Origin of the sequence: Marisediminitalea aggregata (assembly GCF_900129565.1) — a bacterium.
Lineage (GTDB): Bacteria > Pseudomonadota > Gammaproteobacteria > Enterobacterales > Alteromonadaceae > Alteromonas > Alteromonas aggregata.
On the sequence record NZ_FQWD01000005.1, the window covers coordinates 102,621 to 123,616 of the forward strand.

Genomic DNA, 20,996 nt, shown 5'->3' on the forward strand with positions numbered 1-20,996 from the left:
GCTTTGAGGTTAGATGCCTGTGGGCTGCTGCGTGCTCACGTTACTCTTGGGTAAAGTGAGACGGAATTTGTGGTTCGGCGCCGCCTTTACCCCACAGAATAATTTCATTGCCCCATGGGTCTTCGAATGCGGCGTTAAAGCCATTGAACTCATGCCAGAAATGGTCTTTCCACAGTAATTTGGCGCCTTTGGCTTCGGCGCGGGCCAGAATGGCTTCCATACTGTCGTCGTCACTGACCAGGATCCAAACGCGGGCTTTGCGGCCCGGGCCGGCCATTTCCCGAGGCGCAACACCTTCGCTGTCAGGGTGTGGGCGGGCGTTAGCAGCCTTGTGAATGCCCAGGTGGAAATTGCCGATAGTCGTTTCATTACCGTCGCTGTCGAACATGTTGCCGCCCGGCACCATACGGTGAAAGACGCCATAAGGGCGCGGGTCGTTTTCCCAGCCAAATACGTCGGCGTAGAATTCGCCGGCCGCGGCAGGGTCATCGGCGGTTAGATCAACAAAAATAAGTGTATTGGGTTTTGTCATGGTATTACCTGTTCGCTGGTTAACAACAACCCAACGCAAGCGTTGGGCTGAATAAGGGTGAATAAAGGAAGTGTGACGTTCGCCGGGCGTCGCTGCACCCGGCTGAAGTTGCATTAAAATGCGTAGCTGAAATTAGCGATGATTTGACGTGGCGCGACATATTCGTCACTCACCACACCACTGCCGTACGGGTCGACAAACCGGCCGGCAACGGCGGCTTTATCGGTCAGGTTGGTGGCTGTCAGCCACACCTTCCAGTTGGCATCATCGGGTACGTATTGCACAAACATATTCAGCAAGCCATAGCTGTTAACCTGATCAACATCGGTACCAAAAATACGGGCGCTGTAGTCGCCGCGGTACAGGTACTCGACACGCGCGGTGATCAGGCCGCTTTCCATTTCGCCAAACCAGGTCGCGTTAATTCCGCCGGCCAGTTTAGGCAGGTTTGGCGGCGTATTGCCTTCCACGTTGACCGTGGCAGAACCACGCGCCAGGAACCATTCATAGCTCCAGGGGTAAGGCGCATCGCCGTTTGCAATGGCGGCTGCGCCCGCGGCATCGGCTTCACGACGGTCCAGTGCGTAGTATTCCATAGGGTATTCGCCGTGCAGGGTGGTGGCATTGATACCAAGCTGCAGGCTGTCATCAAGCAGCCACCAGGAGGCTTCTGCCTCGATGCCCCAGATGTTTGCCTCAGGAATATTGCCTAAACCGCCTGAATACGGAATAGGATCTTCCTGAATGTATTGCATGTCTTTGTAGTTGTAGTAAAACGCAGAGACATTGAGCTTCAATTTGTTGTCGAGTAGTTGGTTTTTACTGCCAATTTCGAAGGCGTCGACAATTTCCGGTTCAATGGTGGTGCTCACTACCATGGCGTTGACTGCACCGCCGTTGATGCCGCCAGGTTTGTACCCGCGGGACCAGCTGGTGTATACCATGTTGTCTTTGCTTAGCTGGTAATTCATCGCAAACTTCCCGGTTACTTCGTCTGTATCGAAGGTACGGGGAGACGGCGTCGCGTAATAGGTTGATGACATGGCATCAAAGCCATCGTCGTTATAGCGAATACCTGCGGTGATCTGGAAGTCGTCTGTGAGGTTTAGTGTACCTTGCAGGAAAGGCGCCCAGGACGTGCGTTCAACTGTGGTGTTTTCGGCATATGACAGGTTAGCGGGCAGGGTCGCTGGATCGGTATCGATCGGCAAGATGTCGGTCAGGTCATCAGGGTCTGTACCGGCAAATTCGTTAACGTACTGGCGACTGTTTGAGTTCAGATAAAACCCGCCGATGACCCAGTCAAAGGTACCGCCCGGAGCAGAGGAAAGTGAAAACTCCTGCATCACGGTTTCGGCAGATGTTGCCCAGGTAGCGACGTGGTCGTAGCCGTTAAACAGTTCAAAGGTGCTGCGGTCGGCGTCGAACGACTGAGCGTGGTCCATGTTCTGATAACTGGTGATCGACTTGAAGGTCATGCCAGACAATTGCCAACTGACAATGGTTGAGGCCACGTCCATGGTCATATCAAATTTAGCAGGGAAGTCCTGCGACACCACCCGCGGGTCGGGATTAGGATCGTCGATGGCTTTCAGGGCGGCACCGTTATTGTGGGCGTCGTAGTGCTGAGCAATAAAGGTGATGCTCAGATCGTCGCTGGGCTGCCATTTTGCCGAAATACGGCTGTTGTCGTTGTTGGCATCGTCCAGTTCATAGCCGCCAGGGATACCGTTAGACACGGCGTAACCATCATGGCTGGTGGTTTGTGCCACGGCGCGAATTGCAAACTCATCGCCAATAGGCAGGTTTACTGCGGCCTGACCCTGGTTATAGTTGTAATTCCCGAAGCTGGCCTGCACTTCGCCGAAGAACTCGTCCAGCACCGGCTTTTTGCTGATCACATTCAATGTACCGCCGGTAGAGGCTGCACCAAACGCCGTTCCTTGCGGACCGCGCTGCACCTCAATATGCTCCACGTCTAAAAAGCCCATATTCAGGGCGATGTTGTTGGTGATGTAGGCACCGTCCATGTGGAACGACACGCCGGGGTGACTGAAGAAGTTCTCAGGGGTTTGTGAGCCAACACCGCGAATACTCACCATGCGCTCGGAACCGCCGCTTTTGTTAATTTGCAGGCCGGGCACGTAGCCGTTCAGGTCGGTGGCATCGGTAATGTTGGCCTGTTCCATCAGGTCGCTGTTGACCGCCGTTACCGACAACGCCGCTTCCTGTAGATTTACCTGGCGCTGGTCGACCGTAATGGTGACGGTTTCAATGTCTTCTGGTGTGTCTGGATCGGCTGCCGGCTCGGCGGCATAGGCTGCGGGCAGCGAACAGAAAACGGAAAGTATTGCACTGTGGATCAGGGTCTTTCTAAAACGTAGTTCCTGCATGATGTTTCCTCAAAAATTGGTAATCTTGCCCCGCAGGGAGATGATTACTCTTGTTGAAAAGAGTGCAGAAGCGACAGCTAAGGCGGTCGTATGAACTGACCTACTACACGTAAGTCATGTCACATCAGCCGGTTGTTTTGTTATAGGAGTCCCATAAATACGCTGTGAGTCGTTAATGGATAACGCAAGCAATGACACACATATTTATTTCGTTTTCCTCGCCAATCTCTTCACTTGAATATCGGCAAACTTGCTTCGAAAATTCCGCAAATTGCTTAGGTTCAGCTTCATACTACTGCAGTTTTTTTGGCGATAATTGTTCAAATCTGTATGACTTTTAGGGAATGAGCGTACCAGCAGGCAAACAGAAAACCTGCGAAATGTTAATAATTTGTTTAATTGTTCACATAAAAAATACAACTGGACGGCATTTGGCATTATTGGACAGGAATAATTGCCCCTCAATCGCGCAATTGGATCAAAACGGTGCTGCTAAAATGTACAAGTTTGGTGCACCATGCCAACGTAAATTAATTTATTTGTTTTAAATCAATATTATAGCAATGGTACGTTTTATGCTGAGTATTATGGCTAGTTGGTATACGGTATAAATCTTAACAAGACGGCAGTGTAACAGACTGCCAACCACGCTGACGATGTAACTTTAAGAGCGCCATAAAACAAAATAACCGGCGTCGACGACAGTGTGATTTTACAGGCAAGGTAAATCCAGATTACGCGTAATCACTTCCATTGGGCCAAATAGGCCAGCCTTCACGTTTTTTGTTTAAAGCATTTTATCGGGTACGTACTGACTGGCCGTGTTCTTTAAACGTTGCATACGAAGGAGGTGCAGTAATGAGCTCTTGGAAGGTATCTACCGATAATTGTCCAATGGTTGAACGCTCTAATGTTTGGCAACAAGCGATGCATAAAGTGTGTATGCCGCCCTGTCAATTTCGAACAGGTAACGCGAAGTTCCGGGGTAACATCAATACCATTGATACCCCTTTAGGCATCGAGTTCTCTATTTTGTCCGGCTCGCCGATGGAGATCTCCGGGAAGTGCACAGAACAGCCATTTTCCTTTTGGCTGGCGCTGCTACTGGACGGCGATTTTTCGCTTAAGTACAAGGGAGCGCAGTATCCCGCACAGGTTAATTCCATTATCTACGCGCCTACCGGGCTGGATATGACCCTGTCGGTGCATTCTGATTTCAAAATCCTGTACATGAAAGTGCCGGAAAACCTGATCCACAAAAGGCTGTTGAATCTGAATTTACTCAACGTTGGCTATTTGCCATGTGAGTCTGGCCTTAACAAGGTGTTTGCGACCATGCTGGCGTCGTTGTGCGACAACATGGACGAGCTGGAAAGTGCCGATTTGCGCCCCATTGAAATTGCGCTGTCTGAGTTTCTGATCAGCAACCTTATCCATCAAAGTGGCGTGCTGGATTTTGGCAGTACCGCCAAAATTGACCAGTTTAAGCGCGTGTGCAACATGATTGATGCCAACCTGGCCGATCCGGAGCTGTCGCTGAATATGGTAGCGGTACAGAATCACGTGTCACAGCGGTATATACAAAAGCTGTTTGAATCCAGCGGTACCAGCTTTGTGAATTACGTCAGAGCCCGCCGTCTTGAACGCTGCCGTTATGAACTGGGGCATCCGGAGTACCGGCATTTGTCGGTGTCGGACATTTGTTTTCGTTGGGGGTTTAACGACGCCGGTCACTTTAGCCGGGTGTTTCGCAGTGAATTTGATATTACGCCACGGGAATACCGACGTCAGCACAGCCAAAGCGCCGTAACCAATTAGCAGAGCATAAAAAACAAGCCGCTTACAATAAGCGGCTTGGCTACACACTTAGATTTGTTTCGCCGGAAGTCAGCATCTCACTGGCTTTTACAGGTCCAGCACCAGCTGTTTGGAAAACGCGCCAGAGCAGCACACCATGATTGTGTCGTTGCGGGCTTTTTCCGCGTCGCTGAGTACATCATCGCGATGATCCGGTTCGCCCTCCAGTACTTTCACTTCGCAGCTACCGCATATGCCTTCAGCGCAGGCATAGGGCACCGCTATTTTCTCTGCTTTCAGGGCATCCAGAATAGTCTGCTCTTCACTGATATAGAGGGTTTTACCGGAGCGGGCGAGCACGATGGTGTACCCGCCTTTTGCTACTTCTAACTCAGCGATAAAGCGTTCGCTATGGCAATGCTCAGGCGGATAGCTTTCACTGCATTTGTCGAAGGTATCCAGCAGGCGTACCGGGCCGCAGCAATAAAAATGACTGCCTTTGGGTGCCTCTTCCATGACTTGCGCTACATCCATGCGGCTGGCAGAGGACTCACTGAAATAGCAGTTAACTTGTCCGTATCTGGCTTGCTTTGCCAAGGTATTGATAGCCTGGAGCAGAGGAGCCTGTTCAGTGCACTTTGCTGCGAAATGTAACGACCAGCTGCGCTGCTGGGCTTCCAATTGCAACGCCATCGACAGCAACGGCGTAACGCCAATACCGCCGCCAATCAGCACCGTGTGTGCATCGGTATTCGCCAAGCCAAAATGATTGCGCGGTGCGCCAACGGTTAGCGTATCGCCCGCCTGCAGATTGTCGTGTAACCAGCGCGAGCCGCCTCGACTGTTTGGGTCAAGGGCGACACCAATCACATACCGATGGGTTTCGCCCGGTGTGTTGCACAATGAATACTGGCGGATCAGGTCTGCGCTAATATGGACATCGATGTGCGCACCGGCTTCCACTGGCGGCAAGTGGGTTCCTGCAGCTGGACGCAGTTCGATGATGCGCGTGTTTTCGCCGTCGTATCGAATGGCGTGCACCAACAGTGAAAAAGTGGTTTGTTGCATACATTCACCGTCTTAGTATTACTGTGATTTGCGTTTCATTTGTTTCCATTGCGCCCGATAACGCGGCACCAGCCAGGTGTTGAACTGACGCTGCGCGCCTTCCTGCCAGGAATAACGACCGCGCGGGGCATAACGAGAGCGCAGGCCTTTTTGTACGAGTTCATCAACATGGATGTCCTGGGCATTAATATCCAGCGCACGCTCAACCACCATTTCCATTTTCTTGTCGAACTCCGGGTCATCCATGGCGCCTTTGGCGAACAAGACGCCTAAGTCCAGTTGGTGGCTTTCCGGGCCGTCAGCTCTGAGGATTAAGTAAATAACCGCATCACAAGTCAGTACCAGCGACAAACTGGGCGGCAGATTGGCAAACGCCATGCGATTGCGCTCTTCGTCATTCAGCTTGGGGAAAACCGGCATCAGCGCTTTCTGCGTTGGATTAAAGCTGGCGTCCTTGTGCAACGTGCCATTGGTACGGTAAAAGCCGGCTGTTTCTTCTGGCAGGAACTCCGGGAATTCGGCCAGTTCCGACGGAATGTAATCGTGAAATTCACCCTGGTGCAGGCGGTTTGCGTGATAGCCGTCGTTGTTGTTTTCAAACATGACTTTCCAGCTGAACGGATATTGAATATCGCGATCCGGTGCCGGGCCTTCGGCACTGGCAATCTCGTAATTGGCAAGTATTGGCTCAAGCGCAGTTAATCTTGGCGCTAATGGTTTAGCATCATCGTCGAAGTTAATGAAGATAAAGCCATGCCAGATCTCCAGCTTAAAGTTTGGCAGGCCCGATGTTTCCTTGTGAAAATTACAGGTCTTCTCCATGGCCGGCGCATTAATTAAATCGCCTTTTAAATTGTACACCCAGTGGTGATACGGACAGGTGAAAGTACGGGTATTCCCAGCGCCTTCGGCAACCAGCATAGCACGGTGCTGACACACCGAAGACATGGCGCGGATTGTACCGTCGCGATCATGAACAACAACAATGGGCTCGTTAACAACAGTGGTAGTGTAAAAGTCGCCCGGATTTGGCAGCCAGTCGACCCGGCCAACACACAGCCATTCGTGATCGAATAAGGCGCGCTTCTCGAAATCAAAAAAGCCGGCATCGGTATAGCACAGCGGTGGTAGCGTGTTGGCGTGTTCTATTTCTTGTATTGAGCTTTCTAAGCTGTCAAAAAAATCATCGTTCAAAAAAAACGGGCTCATAGCGGCTCCTGCACATAGTTGAGGTTCACACAAAGGCGGTTAGTACAGGCTCTGCTGACTTGCTTTGTGTCAATCTGAATTAAATTCTATGCATTCGATGCTACGGGATTTGCTCCGGCGAAGATTGTGCATTTGCGTACAATTACTGGATTACCAACGTATGATTGCGCACAGCTTGTACTGCCATAGCCGGTAAAAAAACATTTTAGCGAGCGACAGCGTTAGCTGTTTTGCGTCGCCTACCATAGAAATAGGCAAGTAGTTGAGATAATCGTTCTAACGTTGTTGGCGCTATCCGCGCTAGCCTTTATGTCTGTTAGGTTGCTATTGAAAACACTGATTTACAGCAGTGAACAGGCAAAACGGGAGCAATATGATTAAGCAACTTCGGTTAGGCAAAAAACGGTGGCTGTGCAGTTTGGTTTTTCTGCTGCCCGGATTGTTAATGGCACAGGAAAAGCCGGTGTCTCAGGTGCATTATCCTGTCAGTGAGCATCGCTTTTTTACCGGGCCTGAGCAATATTTCACCGGTACTGCTGAGGTAGAAGTGTTGTTCCCGGCTAACGATACGGCTGCGTATTCAGGCGCTTATGTTACTTTTGCTGCCGGGGCGCGTTCTGCCTGGCATGCACATCCCGCAGGTCAGCATATACTTGTTATATCAGGCACAGCCCGCACCGGGACACGGGATGGCAAGGTACTGGAGTTTGGCCCGGGTGAGGCGGTATGGTGCCCGCCGGGTATTGACCACTGGCATGGTGCGACACCCGATGCTGAGATGAAACATCTGGTACTTACCGGTGTGAAAGACGGTGAAAACGTAGTGTGGAAAGAAAAGGTGTCCGACACAGATTACCGCACGCCAGTAACTGCCGTTCATCATAGTGATTAATATGCATTTTGCGTTGATTGCGCAGTAACCGCTAGGGCAGAACGATGGCATTGCAACAGTTGCAACAATCCATGGCCGCAACACTAACGCGGCTGCAAGCTGACGAAGGGGATATGGAAACCGATATCCCTGGTTTACTGCTGTTTCGACGCAATCAGCCCAGCGAGCCGGCATTTTGTTTAGTCGAGCCAAGTATTGTGCTGGTGGCGCAGGGGCGCAAGCAAATGGTCGCGGGCGGCGCCGCGTACCCTTACGATACCAGCTCGTTTTTAGTCAATTCAGTTGATTTGCCGGCGAGTTCACAGGTCATTGAGGCCAGCCCTGACTCGCCTTGTGTGGGATTGGTGTTAAAGCTGGATTTCAGGTTACTCGCCGACCTCGCGGCGCAGATTAACAATCCGAATCCCGGCGATGGTGAAGTAAAAGGGATCAGTGCCAGTCTGGGCGCAATGACACCAAAATTATTTTCACCCCTCACGCGCCTAGTGGAGCTGTTGGAAGAGCCGGATGCTATTGAGGTATTGGCACCCATGTTGAAGCGCGAGATTCACTTTCGCCTGCTTCAAACCGACAAAGCCGCCATGCTCATGCACATTGCCTCGTTCGACAGTCAGGCGTTTCGGGTATCCAAAGCCATTAACTGGCTGAGACAACATTTCAATGCCGTGGTGCGGGTCGAAACGTTGGCGGGCATGGCTAACATGAGCCAGCCTACTTTCCATTTGCACTTTCGTCAGCTCACCGGCATGAGCCCGCTTCAATATCAAAAGTGGCTGCGGCTCAACGAAGCAAAACGCCTGATGTTGAATAACCAGTGCGATGCGTCTACGGCAGCGTTTGAGGTGGGATATGAAAGCCCATCGCAATTTAGTCGTGAATACCGGCGTCTGTTTGGCGTTCCACCAAGAGCCGACATGGCACAAATGCGCCGGGTCACTCAATAACCCCTTTCAGTGAGAGTAGTATGCAAGCCAAGCCGGACCATCCAGATACCACGTTAAACTCGCCAGCACAGCAGGACGCTGCTTACTGGAGTGGCGTGTTCGCCATGTCGTTGTGCATATTTGCGTTGATTGCCTCTGAATTTATGCCAGTGAGTCTGCTGACGCCCATCGCATCGTCGTTTGGAGTTTCAGAAGGCATGGTCGGTCAGGGTATCGCCATTTCTGGCGCATTTGCGGTGCTCACCAGTTTGTTCATTCCTGTTATTGCCGGTGGGTTGGATCGCAAATACCTGTTGTTGGGTATGACCGCACTAATGGGTACATCAGGCGCAGTGATCGCGCTGTCGGCTAACTATTTTACGTATATGTTGGGGCGGATATTGATTGGCGTCGTGGTTGGCGGCTTCTGGTCAATGTCGGCTGCAGCCGCTATGCGTTTGGTGCCAGCGCACAAAGTGCCCCGTGCGCTGGCTATTTTTAACGGCGGAAATGCCCTTGCTATGATCATTGCCGCACCACTCGGCGCCTATCTGGGCGCAGTGATGGGCTGGCGAGGCGCATTCTTTTGTCTCGTGCCCCTGTCGGTTGTGACTTTTGTCTGGCAATGGCGGAGTCTGCCGCTTATGCCGGTGACACCGTCAGCTAACAAGGGAACCCCAGCGCTGCAGGTAGTCGGGTTACTCGCCCGGCGCTACGTGCTAATTGGCTCGTTAGCCGTCGGCACCTTTTTTATGGGGCAGTTTACGCTGTACACCTATGTTCGCCCATTTTTAGAAAGCGCTCTGGCAGCCGATGTCCAAACGGTATCGTCAGTGCTATTGGTTATTGGAATTGCGGGGTTTGTGGGGACATCGTTGGTTAACCGCGTGCTCAGCATTAGCGTAAATAAAACGCTTATTGTTATTCCCATACTCATGGCGTTTATCGCCTTATTGATTGTTAGCCTGCAAAGCGCCTTACTGCCCGTAGCAATATTGCTGGCGCTATGGGGGTTTATAGCCACCGCTGCCCCCGTTGGCTGGTGGGCCTGGCTAACCAATAACTTACCCAACGACGCGGAAGCAGGTGGTGGCCTGATGGTGGCTGTGATCCAGCTGTCTATAGCTCTGGGGTCAACGCTTGGCGGATTGCTGTTTGATACGAAAGGGTACGCCGTGACTTTTGTAGCCAGTGCAGGCTTGCTATTCGTCGCCGCCTTGCTGGCCAGAGCATCCGCGAAATATTCTCAAGCCTGAACCTCTTGCTTACCACGCCTTAAGGTATTCGCCATGTGGCATAAGCTGCCCCACTGAGTGGGCAAGCGCGTGATCTATGCGAGCCAGCAGGTCATGCAAAGGCTTAATATCAGTAGTGGCCACGATCGGGTCGACATCGCGAGGCAATACATTCATTCCGGTGGCGACGGCATGCCAGCTGTGATCGGCAAACAGGTCAGACTGCCCGTGGGACACCACACCGCGGGTGCGATAGAGTGCGAGTTTATGCGCAAGGGTGGTTGGTATTTCGCGCTGCTGCCAGCTTTGCCAGAAACAGGTGTCGTTGCGCAGGGACACGCAATAGTGCAACACAATAAAGTCGCGGATGTGCTGGTACTCTGCCAGCATCAGCTGATTGTATTCGTGAATGGTTGCCTTACAAGGCGGGCTCGATGGCAGTAGTTTGGCCAGGTTCAGGATGCCGCGCATGATCAGGTAAATTCCCGTGGACTCCAGCGGCTCCAAAAAGCCTGCCGACAAACCAATTGCCACACAATTACTGCGCCAGAACTGTTCGAGGTGGCCGGTTTTAAACGTCAAAAGTCTGGGTTCGTTCAGCAATGGCGTGGTTAACTGGGTTTGCAGGTAACGCTTTGCCTCGTCGGGGCTGGTGTACTGGCTACAAAACACCAGACCGTTGCCGGTGCGGTGCTGCAGCGGAATCTGCCAGCGCCAACCCATGGGCTCAGCAATGGCTTTGGTGTAGGGAACGGGCTCCTCGGTATTTTCCGTTTGTACAACCCAGGCGCGATCTACCGGCAGATAGCGCTGCCAATCGGTAAATCCGGTGTTCAGTGCCTGGCCCATCAGCCGTGCCTGTGTGCCCGTGCAGTCGATAAAAAAATCGCCGTCGATGTGCTCACCTGTGCGGGTAATAAGGCGCTGAATGGCGCTATTGTCGGGGCACATCTGAACGTGTTCAATATGCGCTTGTTTATGCACAACGCCTTTGCTCACAGCAAAGTCCCGTAAAAATACCGCAACCTGCTGTGCATCAAAATGGTAGGCGTACCCCATCTGGCTTAAATTATTGGGCTGCTGTGGATTGGGTATATAAAACTTATTTTCCTGCGCCATGCGCGCGGATGCCGAAAAGTCGGTATAGGTTTGAGTCAGGCCGCTTCGGTGAGCGTGTAACCATTGCTGGAAGAACGGTTTGCCGTCGATGCGGGCACCTACATGCCCGAAAGGGTGCCAGTAACTGTGACCCGTAGTTTGCCAATGGCTAAACTGAATACCCAGTTTAAAAGTGGCCTGGGTTGCTTTTACGAAGGTTTGTTCGTCTATACCAAGCAGTTTTATAAAGTCGACAAAACTGGGCACGGTAGCTTCACCTACGCCTACACCGGGTTGGTCCGGAGACTCTACCAGCGTAATGCGGGCGCCCGTACCGTTAAGCAATTTGCCGAGCAGTGCGGCTGTCATCCAGCCTGCGGTGCCACCGCCTGCAATAACGTAATGGTGTATAGCTGAGGTGTGCACTGATCCTCCGGTTTGAGTCTAGAGCCTAACGTAGAAAGCCACCAACCCTTGTTTATTTACTTCATAAACAAGTGCCGGTGGCCATGCCCGAACAACGTTCGTTGCCTTGATTAGAACGTCGCTCTGACACCCAGGTAGTATCGGGTTCCGGTCATTTCAACCAGGCTTACGCGGTCGCGCTGACCATAGTATTGCAAGCGCGTTTCGTTAGTCAGGTTCACCGCTTCCAGCGATACCGTGAAGGTTTCGTTGATGTCGTATGACGCACTGGCATCCAGCTGGCCATAGGCATCGTTGTATTCAGGCTGAATACCATCACCCGAACGGCTGCTCAGGAACGAGTCGCGCCAGTTGTATGCAACCCGCGCCTGGAATGCGTCTTTGTCGTAGAACGCGATCAGGTTGTACGAGTTTTTGGCGAAGCCTTCTAAACCGCTACCGGGTTCAACTACCGATGGCAGGTTGATTGGCAATGCGCTGTCGTCTTTACTGTCAGCATAGGTGTAGTTAGCCTGCACACCGAAGCCCGGCAGGAAGTCAAAGTTGTGTAGTACACCCACTTCCAGGCCGGTCACCGAGCCGCCATCGCGGTTTTCTTTACGCGTGGAGTTGTAGGTTACCGTTTGACCCAGGTTGGCGTAAGCCGCAGCAAGCTCTGGCGAGATATTTCCTTCCCAGGGACCAACCGTGGTGATGGTTGAAATGAAGTTAGAAATGTCTTTATAGAAGAACGCCAGTGAATACGCGTTGCCATTGTCGGCGTAGTATTCTACCGAGGCATCTAACTGGTTTACCTCGTAGGATTTCAGGTACGGGTTGCCGCCTGCAATGGTTACCGTGGGGCTATCTACACCAGCCGTTTCCTGCACGTTTACACCGGCGTCAGCCAGCGATGGCCGGGTAATGGTTTGTGCGGCTGCCAGGCGAACGATATACCCGTTTTCAAAATTCAGCATAAAGTTAGCGCTGGGCAAAAAGTGAGACTCAGAGGTATCTACCGTCGATGACTTCGCCGATGTGGTGGCGGTGTTGTCGACGGACTCTGGCAGGTTAGACGATTCCTGATTGATCATCAGCATGTCGATGGTTGATGCCGTACCGCGTGCAGTATTGTCGATATCAACATAACGGGCACCCAGATTACCGCGCCAGGTGTAGTCACCCAGTTCGCCTTCAAAGTTGAAGCGCGAATACAATGCAATCATGGTTTCGTCGTTTGCATAGCTGCCACCCGGGCTCGGATACACGGTATCCCAACCGGCATTGACAATATCACCGCGCCAACCGTCACCGTTTGCGACCGCATGCTCTAAATAAGCCTGTGTCGCCTCGCGGTACGCTTTATGGTTTGCAATCTGAACCCACTGACGTGGGAAGCCGCTGCCGGTGCCGTCCATGAAGTTATTTGCACTCAGCTCCAACACACTGGCCGGTAATGCGCCGGTTGCCGGGTTGTCTCCCCAGGTACTGCCATCGCCAATCCACATACCGGCGCCGTTCCAGGTTTCACCGCCGCTGGTTGGGTCAAACTCGGTGCCAAATCGCGAAAACGCAATGTTGCGTTTGGTGTAGGCCGCGCCTGCTTTCACTGAGACCAGTGGGCCGGCGTCGATGTCGTACAAGGCATCCAGCTTCACTTCTTTTACGGTGTCTTCCGCTTCTTCGGCAGCGTAGCGTTGCCATGCCGCGCGGACTTTGGAAATGTCGGTAACGTCCAGTGCGCCGGTGGTAGACAGGCTTGGAATGTCATTGTGGTAATCAATCAGGATCTCGCTGGGTTGGCGTACGCCGTCAGCGTCGAACATGGTGTAGTGCAGGGCGGTAGTATCGTCGCCTTCAAAACTGGTTTCTGCTTTTGAATACGAAGCGTCAAATTCGAGTACCAGGCGATCGCCTGTGTATACACCGTTGTAACCAAATGCAGTGGTGGTGGATTCCTGTAACCCGTAGACCACGTTCATTTCTAAATCGGTATCGGCAATGGTCGCTTCCAGTAAGGTGCCTTCTTCACTGATCACGGCGCGGGTATAGCGCGGTGTCTGGTTGGGTACTTGCAGACCCGAACCAAGGTATTCTCGGTCTAAACGGGTATACAAACCATCAAAGGTTGATTCAAAGCTGTCATTAGGCGCCCATTGCACGGCAACGTTAGCACCAAAACGCTCGCGGTCTTCGTCGATCATATTAAAAATAGAGCGGCCGGGCCCGCGACTGCCTGCCAGTGTAGTGGGGTTGCCGTCTTCACCTAACACGTCAGCGGCATCCATTGGGAAGCCGTAACCGCTGCCGTTTCCGGCGTATTGGTTCCAGTGCGAGGTGCGGTACGCGTCAATGCGGTTGGCGTTTTCTTTGAACGACACACCCACCAATACGCCCCAGGTGTCATCGTCGAAGGTATTGCTAATAATGCCTGCCAGCTCCGGCGTGGCGTCTTTTACCAGGCTGTGGTAATTGGTTTTGGCGGTGGCCGAAGCGTGAAAGCCGGGCTGTTTCAGGGGCTTAGCGGTTTTGATGTTGACATATGCACCAATGCTACCTGCAGACAAGTCTGCGGTGGGGGACTTCATGACATCTGCGCCACTGATCAGTTGTGAAGGCAGTACCTGAAAGTCAAAGCTGCGGCTGCCGGTTGTGGTGGCCAGCGTGCGGTCGTTCAGTTTTACCACGTTAAATTCGGGACCGAAGCTGCGCACACTGATCTGTGATCCTTCGCCGTTTACTCGTGAAATGGAGACGCCGGTAATACGTTGGAGCGACTCTGCAACGTTCTGGTCGGGGAACTTACCGATGTCTTCAGCGACAATACTGTCCTGAATCACATCAGATGTTTGCTTTTGAAACGCAGCCTGACGCAAGCTGCCCTGAATACCGCGCACCTGAATCAGTTCGACGTTGTCTTCGCCGGGTTGAGTTTGTGCCGCTGCAGTTGTGCTAAGAGCGCATGTTGTTAATGCAGTGAGTACGGCAAGAGAAACTTTACTTTTAATCATGTTGATCTCTTCTAACGGTTTTCCAGTCGTTGCTGCGGCAATTGTGTGCAATCTCAGCGCGCTGAGTGTGTCCAATCTCAGTGGAAAAGTCGGCATTCACCTTGTTATCTGTCACTGTTCAGGTGTTGTTTACCGCGCTATTTCCCGCGTTCCATCTGGCGTAATAAACCCGTTTCGTTACTGCTCGTTAACAAGTTTGCCTAAGATGTTAATAATTTTATAACACGCAAGGAAAACGTTTTCCATATAATTTCCTAAAATTTCCTCATGTTTTCCCTTTGTGGATTTCGAAAGGGCGACGTAATTACGAGCTGATAAGCACCCGGAATTCGGGTTTGTTACCTCAATGTCAGGTTGCTGAAATGAGCACGTATTGTGTCTTTTTATAAATTTTATGTTGTTGTAAATATTATGATTTGTTGTATTTTGTGAGGAAATGAAACGCTGGCGAATTCACGTTGTAAACACTCAGGCGAATCAATGACATTTTGGATGGGTATTGCAAACCTTCGGATGGATTGAGATTATGCGTTTATAGGGGTAATCGCTTTCCCTTTATGGTGAGTTGCAACCTGTTTTACCCTCAACCCACCTCGCTGGTTAGTCAAAATACTGTTATTCTGCGGGTGTTGTGCAGCGAATTGCATGACAAGGGTAAGTTCACTTCAAAAGGGATGCTTATCAGGTCGAGCCGTTTCACGAGGATGTAAAATACAGTGACAAGGTACAACGTAGCCCTGGGGTGTGGGTACTTTGCAATTTTCTTTGTGAGCCATGGCATTGGTACGTTAGCTATTCCTTTCTACCAGATGACCTTAGGTGTCGACCCGCTGTTATTGGGATTGGTATTAACCATTCCTGTTTTTGTGTCTGCACTGATCAGCCCGTGGGTTGCCAGTGTCATCGACAAGCTCGCCAGTGTGCCTCACAGTCAGCGTGTGTTGCTCATTACCTCAGGTTGGATTTGCGCGGCGGCTTATGCCGCGATGTGGGCCGTACCCACAACCTGGAGTGTTGATCAGAGCATTGCCTATTTGCTGGCGTGTTCGCTTATTTTCTACTTCTTTGCCACCTTTATGACCGTGATCATGCGCTGTCAGGCCATGGAGGCGACATCGGACACCCATGGTATTACTTCAGTCATGGGCTTTACGTCGATCTTTGAAAAGCTCGGTTCAATTCTATATTTCTGGCTGTTTCCTCTGGCCCAGTCAAAGTTTTTTGTGTCGCTGGCGGTAGGCATGAAAACCATCGGCCTCTGGGTCGCAGTGTTGTTGATTGGTTTGCTATCAACGGTGGCCGGTGTACTGGGAAAGTCGCGCAATGCGGCAGCCATTGCCGCTGGTGCATTTAAAGCAGGCACTTCTGTGCCGTTCAACACGGCATTGCTCAAACAAATCAATCTGCTGTTTGTCGTCACTGTGTTGCAGTTCGGGTTAATTGGCGCCTGCGTCAATTTTGATTTTTACCTGCTGGTGTATTTTGTAGAGGGCGGTGATATTGCCCAGGGCGCTTTCTGGAAAGGGTATTTGTCTACCGCTTATGCAGTTATTGGGCTTGCAACTATTCCGGTGATCGTGAAAGCCGGTAATCGGTTTGGAAAGAAGCAAACCCTGTTTGCTATCTATGCCCTCAACTGCATTAATGCGCTATCGAAATGGGGGCTTTATCAACCCGGTATGGATCACTGGTTAATTTTCGATGCGTTGCTGGGCGCGTGGATTTGGACTGCCCATTCGACCCTCGTGCCGGCGTTGTTGGCAGATGTGTGTTACGAAAACCAGCAGAAAACCGGCGTGCTTAGCGACAGCTATGTCGTAGGGCGGCACAATCGCTTTTTAAACTTCGGGTTGGTCCTGTCGTTTGTGCTGTCAGGCTGGATGCTCAATGTAATTGGTTTTGATGCCGACGCGCCGGGTGAGCAGGGCAAGGATGTATTGGTTGCCATGCAATGGATTCTGGTGGGCGGCAGTTTGCTGATCAGCCTGTGTGCGATGGCGGTATTATCGCGGTTCACTTTCGAGCGAACCGAGCCTACCGCCTGATTAAAGCATGCAAAATCGCTAACGACTGATAGCCAGACGTTAGCTGTGGGGAATCTCGACCACGCTCTCACGTTCGATCATTGACGACGTAAACAGGTGGGTCTTGTTCTCTGGCGTGGCGGCGTCTTTCGCCAGATCAATAGCCAGTTTTACCGCGTACTCCGCCATTTCCTCAATCGGGTATTTAATGGTGGTGATGGTTGGAATACAGGCGCGGCACATAGCCGAGTCATCAAACCCCACTACCGACACCTGCTCCGGTACTTTGTAGCCATTTTTAACCAGTTCGTGGATCACGCCTACGGCCATCAGATCGTTATAGGCAATCACGGCGGTAAAGGGCTCACCGCGCTGGATGAGTTCCTGCGCGCAGGCTTTGCCGCCTTCCAGATTCGCCGTGGATTCCACCAACAAATTGTCGTTGAAGGTAAGGCCTTGCATCATAAAGCCCTGGCGCACGCCCAGCAGGCGCTGCTGAGGGTCACGATTCTGATAAATACTGGTCGCCACTGCAATGGCTTCGTGCCCTTTGCTAGCGAGCAAGTCAACTATTTGCGCCGTGGACGCCACATTGTCGAACCACACACAGCGACTGGCTATCTTGGGAATGTAGCGGTTAATGATGACCAGACCTTTGTAACGCTCGCTTAACTCAATAAGCTGCTTGTCGGTCAGGTAGTCGCTGTGCAGAATGATGGATTCACAGCCTTTAGCATGCAGGCTCTCGATAGCCGCAATCTCAGATTCTTCTTCGTAAAGGGAGTTGCAAATCAACAGGCTGTAGCCGACATCTCTGGCTGACACTTCGGCACCGGCTGCCAGGTTGCCAAAGAACTCCATAGAGATTTTCGGTGTGATCAGCCCTACATTTGTGGTGTGGCGATTTACCAGCGACTGGGCAGAGACATTTGGCTTGTAACCCAACTCCTGAATGATCTTTTGCACCCGTGCACGACAGGCATCGCCCACTTTGCCTTTGCCGTTGACGACCCGTGATACTGTAGCGGGAGAAACGCCTGCCACCCGGGCAACATCATTGATAGTGACCACTCTGAATCCTTCGCTTTCATTTAATCCCGCAATAGTAAATGCCATTTACCAAATAAGTCAAAGCGCTTTCCCTGATATTTCCCTTATGTTTTTCATTTGAATCGGGTGTTGCGGGAAAGGTTTTCCCTTGTTGTTCTAAATGGCACGTCGTATTTGATGTGAACGGCAACACTGGTTGTTTATTGTTTTTGTCCTTTAATTGTCTGTAATTATTATTTTTTATCTGATTTGGTCTCCGGGCTCACAGAAGTGCCAATCAACCGGCTAGCGTGATCTACCTTGTAATTTGCGCTATTTTAGTGAAATATGAGGGAAAACGTTTACTTAAATTTAACGCTATGAAAACACAACATGCACGCTGGCTGGTAGTCCTTGCCATACTGACCCTCTGCGGTTTTACGCAATGCCACAGTGATGAATCGACCCCTACGCCTGCCATTGAACCTGAACACATCAATCTGGGTTGGCGTTTTATACGCGGCGACAACCCGGACTATAAGCAAACCGACTTTAATGACGGTACCTGGCGAACGGTGTCGCTGCCGCATGACTGGTCTATAGAAGACATTCCCGGCACGCAGAGTCCGTTCAGTGCAGAGGCGAGCGACGCCTACAATACAGGGTATGCCGTGGGTGGCATTGGTTGGTATCGAAAGTCGCTACCGCATACAGACCCTGCAAAGCAGTATCTGCTTGAGTTCGACGGTGTGTATATGAATGCCACCGTGTATGTGAACGGCCAGGAAGCTGCGCAACACTATTACGGCTATACCGGCTTTCAGGTGGATCTGACCCCGTTCCTGCAAGCAGGCGAGGGCAATGTTGTCGCGGTTCGGGTGCACAACAACGAAAAGAACAGTCGCTGGTACAGTGGCTCCGGCATTTACCGGGAGGTCACGTTACATGAGCTGCCTGCAACGCATATTGTGCGGTGGGGAACGTCGGTGGTGACGTCATCGGGTAACGGTGGTGACAGCGCGACACTGTCTATTTCAACGAAGCTAAACCTGGCGGGCGGTGATATTCCTACAGGCCTGGAGCTTGAGCAAACTATTGCCGTTGATGGGGAAAAGCCTGTCGTATGGCGTACACTGGTAAGCGGGAATTCGGTGCAGCGCGTTACCCCTGTCGCCAATCCGCACTGGTGGCAGCCATCGTCGCCAGTACTGTATACCCTGACTCAGCGACTGCTGAAAGGCGATCAGGTAATCGACACGCTGGTTACCCAATTTGGCATTCGCACCGTTGAGCTCTCGTCAACGCAAGGCTTTTTGTTGAACGGCACACCACTGTTGCTAAAAGGCATGAATATTCACCACGACAACTATTTGCTTGGCGCAGCGGCTCATCCTAAGGCAGAGCGGCGTAAAGTGAGGCTAATATTGGAAGCTGGGTACAATGCGGTGCGCAGCGCACATAACCCACCCTCGAGTGCTTTCTTGCAGGCCGCCGATGAGTTGGGACTGCTGGTGATCAGCGAAGCCTTCGACGCCTGGAATACCCGTAAATGGGATAACAGAAACGATTATTCGTCGGTATTCAAGCGCGACTGGCAGCGTGATTTAACCGACTTTGTCGCCCGCGATATTAACCACCCCAGTATCATTATGTGGAGTCTGGGCAATGAAATACCTGAGCAGGGCGAGAAACTGGGTGCCGATACAGCAAAGCAGTTGGCTGACTATCTACGAACGCTCGACAGCAGTCGTCCGCTGACCGTTGGGGCGAACATGTCAGGTGAACACGCGCGGGCCTACCTGTCGGCATTCGATGTGTCGGGGTACAACTACGAGCCTGACAATTACGTGCATGATTTCGAAGCTGGTATTTCAGCAGTGATGTATGGATCGGAAACCTATTCAAAAGACGCCTTTGACTATTGGGAGTTAGTAGAAGCCCATCCATTTGTCATTGGTGATTTTGTATGGACCGGTTGGGACTATCTGGGCGAAGCCTCCATTGGCTGGACCGGCTACGCGCCGGAATGGGCGGGTCTTGCGCCATTCCCATGGACGTTAGCCTACACGGGAGAAATCGACGTGTTGGGCCAATGGCGGCCTGCCGCTTACTATCGTCAGGTGCTGTGGAATACCGGCAATCAGGGTATATCTGCATTCGTGCAATCGCCGTCGCCTTCTCTTTCACCTACGCCGGATCCGACCTGGTACGACTATTGGACGTACCCGGACATTCACCCTAGCTGGAGCTGGCCGGGGCAGGAAGGTCAATCGCTTGCTGTAACAGTGTACAGCGTATACCCCATCGTTGAGTTATGGCTTAACGGCACCCGAATTAACACGGCTGCAACAGGCAAGGCCAACCAGTTTACCGCCGAATTTTCTGTTACCTATGCGCCGGGTACGCTGGTAGCAAAAGGACTGGATATGGAAGGAAATGTGCAGGAAGAGTGGCAGTTAACTACTGCCGGTACTGCACAGAGTGTTGATATAGTGCGCGAAGATACTGAACTCATGGCCGATGGCTCGGACATTAACTACCTGGCTATGCAGTTACTGGATGAAGCCGGTAACCCTGTATACCGCTGGGAACAAGACAAAACTGTGACAGTGACAGTGGAAGGGGCTGCGAAGCTCATTGCGCTTGGGAATGCCAATCCCCAATCGGCGGAAAGCTTTCAGCAGTCCAGCCGCCACACCTTCCGAGGCAAACTCATGGCCGTGGTGCAATCGACGGGTGACGCTGGAGAGGTAAAAATAACAGTGACTGGCCAGGGCCTGAAACCGGCTCACCTGGTTTTTACCGCTAAATAGCTCAAAAGAAAAAGGCCCGGGGCGTTACTGCTCGCGGGCCTTAAGTGTTTACGCCGACACAGAGTCGTACACGACTACTTTGCTCCAAAGGTGAGCACACTTTTCTATAAATTCTACGTGTAATGGGTGCGTTTGGTACGCATCCTGATCTTCCGTGCTGTTGAACAGCATCAGTTCCGACACCTGATAACTGCTGTCGATGACGTCTCGTTCCAGTGTCGATGCAGGCACACCAACGTGCAACCCCTGAATCTGAGGAATGGCTTTCAGGCTGTTAAGCCCGGCTATCAAGGCGTCGCGATCGGCGCTGGAATCCGGGTTTTTCAGCCAGAAATACACCATGTGCACAACGGGACCGAGTGTGTTGCAGCCCGAGTCGGATGCTAACGCAGAAGTACTGGTGAGCGAGGCTGCTGCGGCCAGGGTGCCGGCGGCTGAAATAAACTGGCGACGATGTTGGTCTGTCATGATCTGCTCCTTATTGCGCAGGAATCCAGCGGTTATCCTACGGTATGAAAATAGTGCAATGCAATGGCATTAGCCCGGCATTTTTAATAAATCAAAAAG

The 20,996-nt window shown here is 51.8% G+C and carries 14 protein-coding genes; 6 read left to right on the plus strand and 8 right to left on the minus strand.

The annotated features are described in order from the left end of the window. Positions 1-40: 40 nt before the first annotated feature. Together BUB81_RS14695 and BUB81_RS14700 are read right to left on the minus strand one after the other, a co-directional pair. Entirely contained in the window at positions 41-646 is a 606-nt protein-coding gene (locus BUB81_RS14695) for a VOC family protein (protein ID WP_217653471.1), read from the minus strand. Next, positions 646-2,925: a TonB-dependent receptor gene (locus BUB81_RS14700; protein WP_073324100.1), complete on the minus strand. Its 2,280-nt coding sequence runs from the start codon at positions 2,923-2,925 to the stop codon at positions 646-648. The genes BUB81_RS14695 and BUB81_RS14700 overlap by 1 nt, the downstream gene beginning before the upstream one ends. An 858-nt stretch (positions 2,926-3,783) precedes the next feature. On the opposite strand from BUB81_RS14700, the gene BUB81_RS14705 reads away from it, so the two are divergent. Continuing rightward, a complete protein-coding gene (locus tag BUB81_RS14705) occupies positions 3,784-4,743 on the plus strand; it encodes a helix-turn-helix transcriptional regulator (protein WP_084526605.1) in 960 nt (319 codons plus the stop codon). A gap of 87 nt (positions 4,744-4,830) precedes the next feature. Here the strand turns inward: BUB81_RS14705 and BUB81_RS14710 are convergent, their stop codons facing one another. Together BUB81_RS14710 and BUB81_RS14715 are read right to left on the minus strand one after the other, a co-directional pair. Then, positions 4,831-5,790: a PDR/VanB family oxidoreductase gene (locus tag BUB81_RS14710; protein WP_073324102.1), complete on the minus strand. Its 960-nt coding sequence runs from the start codon at positions 5,788-5,790 to the stop codon at positions 4,831-4,833. 18 nt (positions 5,791-5,808) lie between these two features. Further along, positions 5,809-6,999, minus strand: a complete 1,191-nt coding sequence (locus tag BUB81_RS14715) for an aromatic ring-hydroxylating oxygenase subunit alpha (RefSeq protein WP_073324104.1) — start codon at positions 6,997-6,999, stop codon at positions 5,809-5,811. 373 nt (positions 7,000-7,372) lie between these two features. On the opposite strand from BUB81_RS14715, the gene BUB81_RS14720 reads away from it, so the two are divergent. The 3 genes from BUB81_RS14720 to BUB81_RS14730 are packed head-to-tail and all read left to right on the plus strand — an operon-like array spanning position 7,373 to position 10,070. Further along, positions 7,373-7,891, plus strand: a complete 519-nt coding sequence (locus BUB81_RS14720) for a (R)-mandelonitrile lyase (RefSeq protein ID WP_217653472.1) — start codon at positions 7,373-7,375, stop codon at positions 7,889-7,891. Positions 7,892-7,935: 44 nt separating this feature from the next. Continuing rightward, entirely contained in the window at positions 7,936-8,835 is a 900-nt protein-coding gene (locus tag BUB81_RS14725) for an AraC family transcriptional regulator (RefSeq protein WP_073324106.1), read from the plus strand. 20 nt (positions 8,836-8,855) lie between these two features. After that, complete coding sequence (locus BUB81_RS14730; protein ID WP_073324108.1) at positions 8,856-10,070, plus strand: MFS transporter; 1,215 nt, start codon at positions 8,856-8,858, stop codon at positions 10,068-10,070. A gap of 9 nt (positions 10,071-10,079) precedes the next feature. Here the strand turns inward: BUB81_RS14730 and BUB81_RS14735 are convergent, their stop codons facing one another. Then, entirely contained in the window at positions 10,080-11,573 is a 1,494-nt protein-coding gene (locus BUB81_RS14735) for a tryptophan halogenase family protein (protein WP_073324110.1), read from the minus strand. Positions 11,574-11,683: 110 nt separating this feature from the next. Further along, entirely contained in the window at positions 11,684-14,563 is a 2,880-nt protein-coding gene (locus BUB81_RS14740) for a TonB-dependent receptor (protein WP_073324428.1), read from the minus strand. 716 nt (positions 14,564-15,279) lie between these two features. Between BUB81_RS14740 and BUB81_RS14745 the strand changes: the two genes are divergently transcribed. Further along, positions 15,280-16,608 carry an MFS transporter gene (locus BUB81_RS14745; protein ID WP_073324112.1) on the plus strand — a complete coding sequence of 443 codons (1,329 nt, stop codon included), beginning with the start codon at positions 15,280-15,282 and terminating at the stop codon, positions 16,606-16,608. 39 nt (positions 16,609-16,647) lie between these two features. Here BUB81_RS14745 and BUB81_RS14750 read toward each other — a convergent pair whose 3' ends face one another. Continuing rightward, on the minus strand, positions 16,648-17,703 hold the full coding sequence (locus tag BUB81_RS14750; RefSeq protein WP_245819229.1) for a LacI family DNA-binding transcriptional regulator: 1,056 nt from the start codon (positions 17,701-17,703) through the stop codon (positions 16,648-16,650). A 293-nt stretch (positions 17,704-17,996) separates the two neighbouring features. Here BUB81_RS14750 and BUB81_RS14755 point away from each other — a divergent pair, with 293 nt between their 5' ends. Next, a complete protein-coding gene (locus BUB81_RS14755) occupies positions 17,997-20,429 on the plus strand; it encodes a glycoside hydrolase family 2 TIM barrel-domain containing protein (RefSeq protein WP_073324114.1) in 2,433 nt (810 codons plus the stop codon). A gap of 48 nt (positions 20,430-20,477) precedes the next feature. On the opposite strand, the gene BUB81_RS14760 is transcribed toward BUB81_RS14755, so the two are convergent. Then, positions 20,478-20,897, minus strand: coding sequence for a Dabb family protein (locus BUB81_RS14760; protein WP_073324115.1), 420 nt, complete (start codon positions 20,895-20,897; stop codon positions 20,478-20,480). Between the last annotated feature and the right edge of the window lie 99 nt (positions 20,898-20,996).

Bases quoted from the DNA above. Each gene is read 5' to 3' on its own strand.
- BUB81_RS14695 (WP_217653471.1), bottom strand. From the start codon at position 646: ATGCAACTTCAGCCGGGTGCAGCGACGCCCGGCGAACGTCACACTTCC.
- BUB81_RS14700 (WP_073324100.1), bottom strand. From the start codon at position 2,925: ATGCAGGAACTACGTTTTAGAAAGACCCTGATCCACAGTGCAATACTT.
- BUB81_RS14705 (WP_084526605.1), top strand. From the start codon at position 3,784: ATGAGCTCTTGGAAGGTATCTACCGATAATTGTCCAATGGTTGAACGC.
- BUB81_RS14710 (WP_073324102.1), bottom strand. From the start codon at position 5,790: ATGCAACAAACCACTTTTTCACTGTTGGTGCACGCCATTCGATACGAC.
- BUB81_RS14715 (WP_073324104.1), bottom strand. From the start codon at position 6,999: ATGAGCCCGTTTTTTTTGAACGATGATTTTTTTGACAGCTTAGAAAGC.
- BUB81_RS14720 (WP_217653472.1), top strand. From the start codon at position 7,373: ATGATTAAGCAACTTCGGTTAGGCAAAAAACGGTGGCTGTGCAGTTTG.
- BUB81_RS14725 (WP_073324106.1), top strand. From the start codon at position 7,936: ATGGCATTGCAACAGTTGCAACAATCCATGGCCGCAACACTAACGCGG.
- BUB81_RS14730 (WP_073324108.1), top strand. From the start codon at position 8,856: ATGCAAGCCAAGCCGGACCATCCAGATACCACGTTAAACTCGCCAGCA.
- BUB81_RS14740 (WP_073324428.1), bottom strand. From the start codon at position 14,563: ATGATTAAAAGTAAAGTTTCTCTTGCCGTACTCACTGCATTAACAACA.
- BUB81_RS14750 (WP_245819229.1), bottom strand. From the start codon at position 17,703: ATGGCATTTACTATTGCGGGATTAAATGAAAGCGAAGGATTCAGAGTG.
- BUB81_RS14755 (WP_073324114.1), top strand. From the start codon at position 17,997: ATGAAAACACAACATGCACGCTGGCTGGTAGTCCTTGCCATACTGACC.
- BUB81_RS14760 (WP_073324115.1), bottom strand. From the start codon at position 20,897: ATGACAGACCAACATCGTCGCCAGTTTATTTCAGCCGCCGGCACCCTG.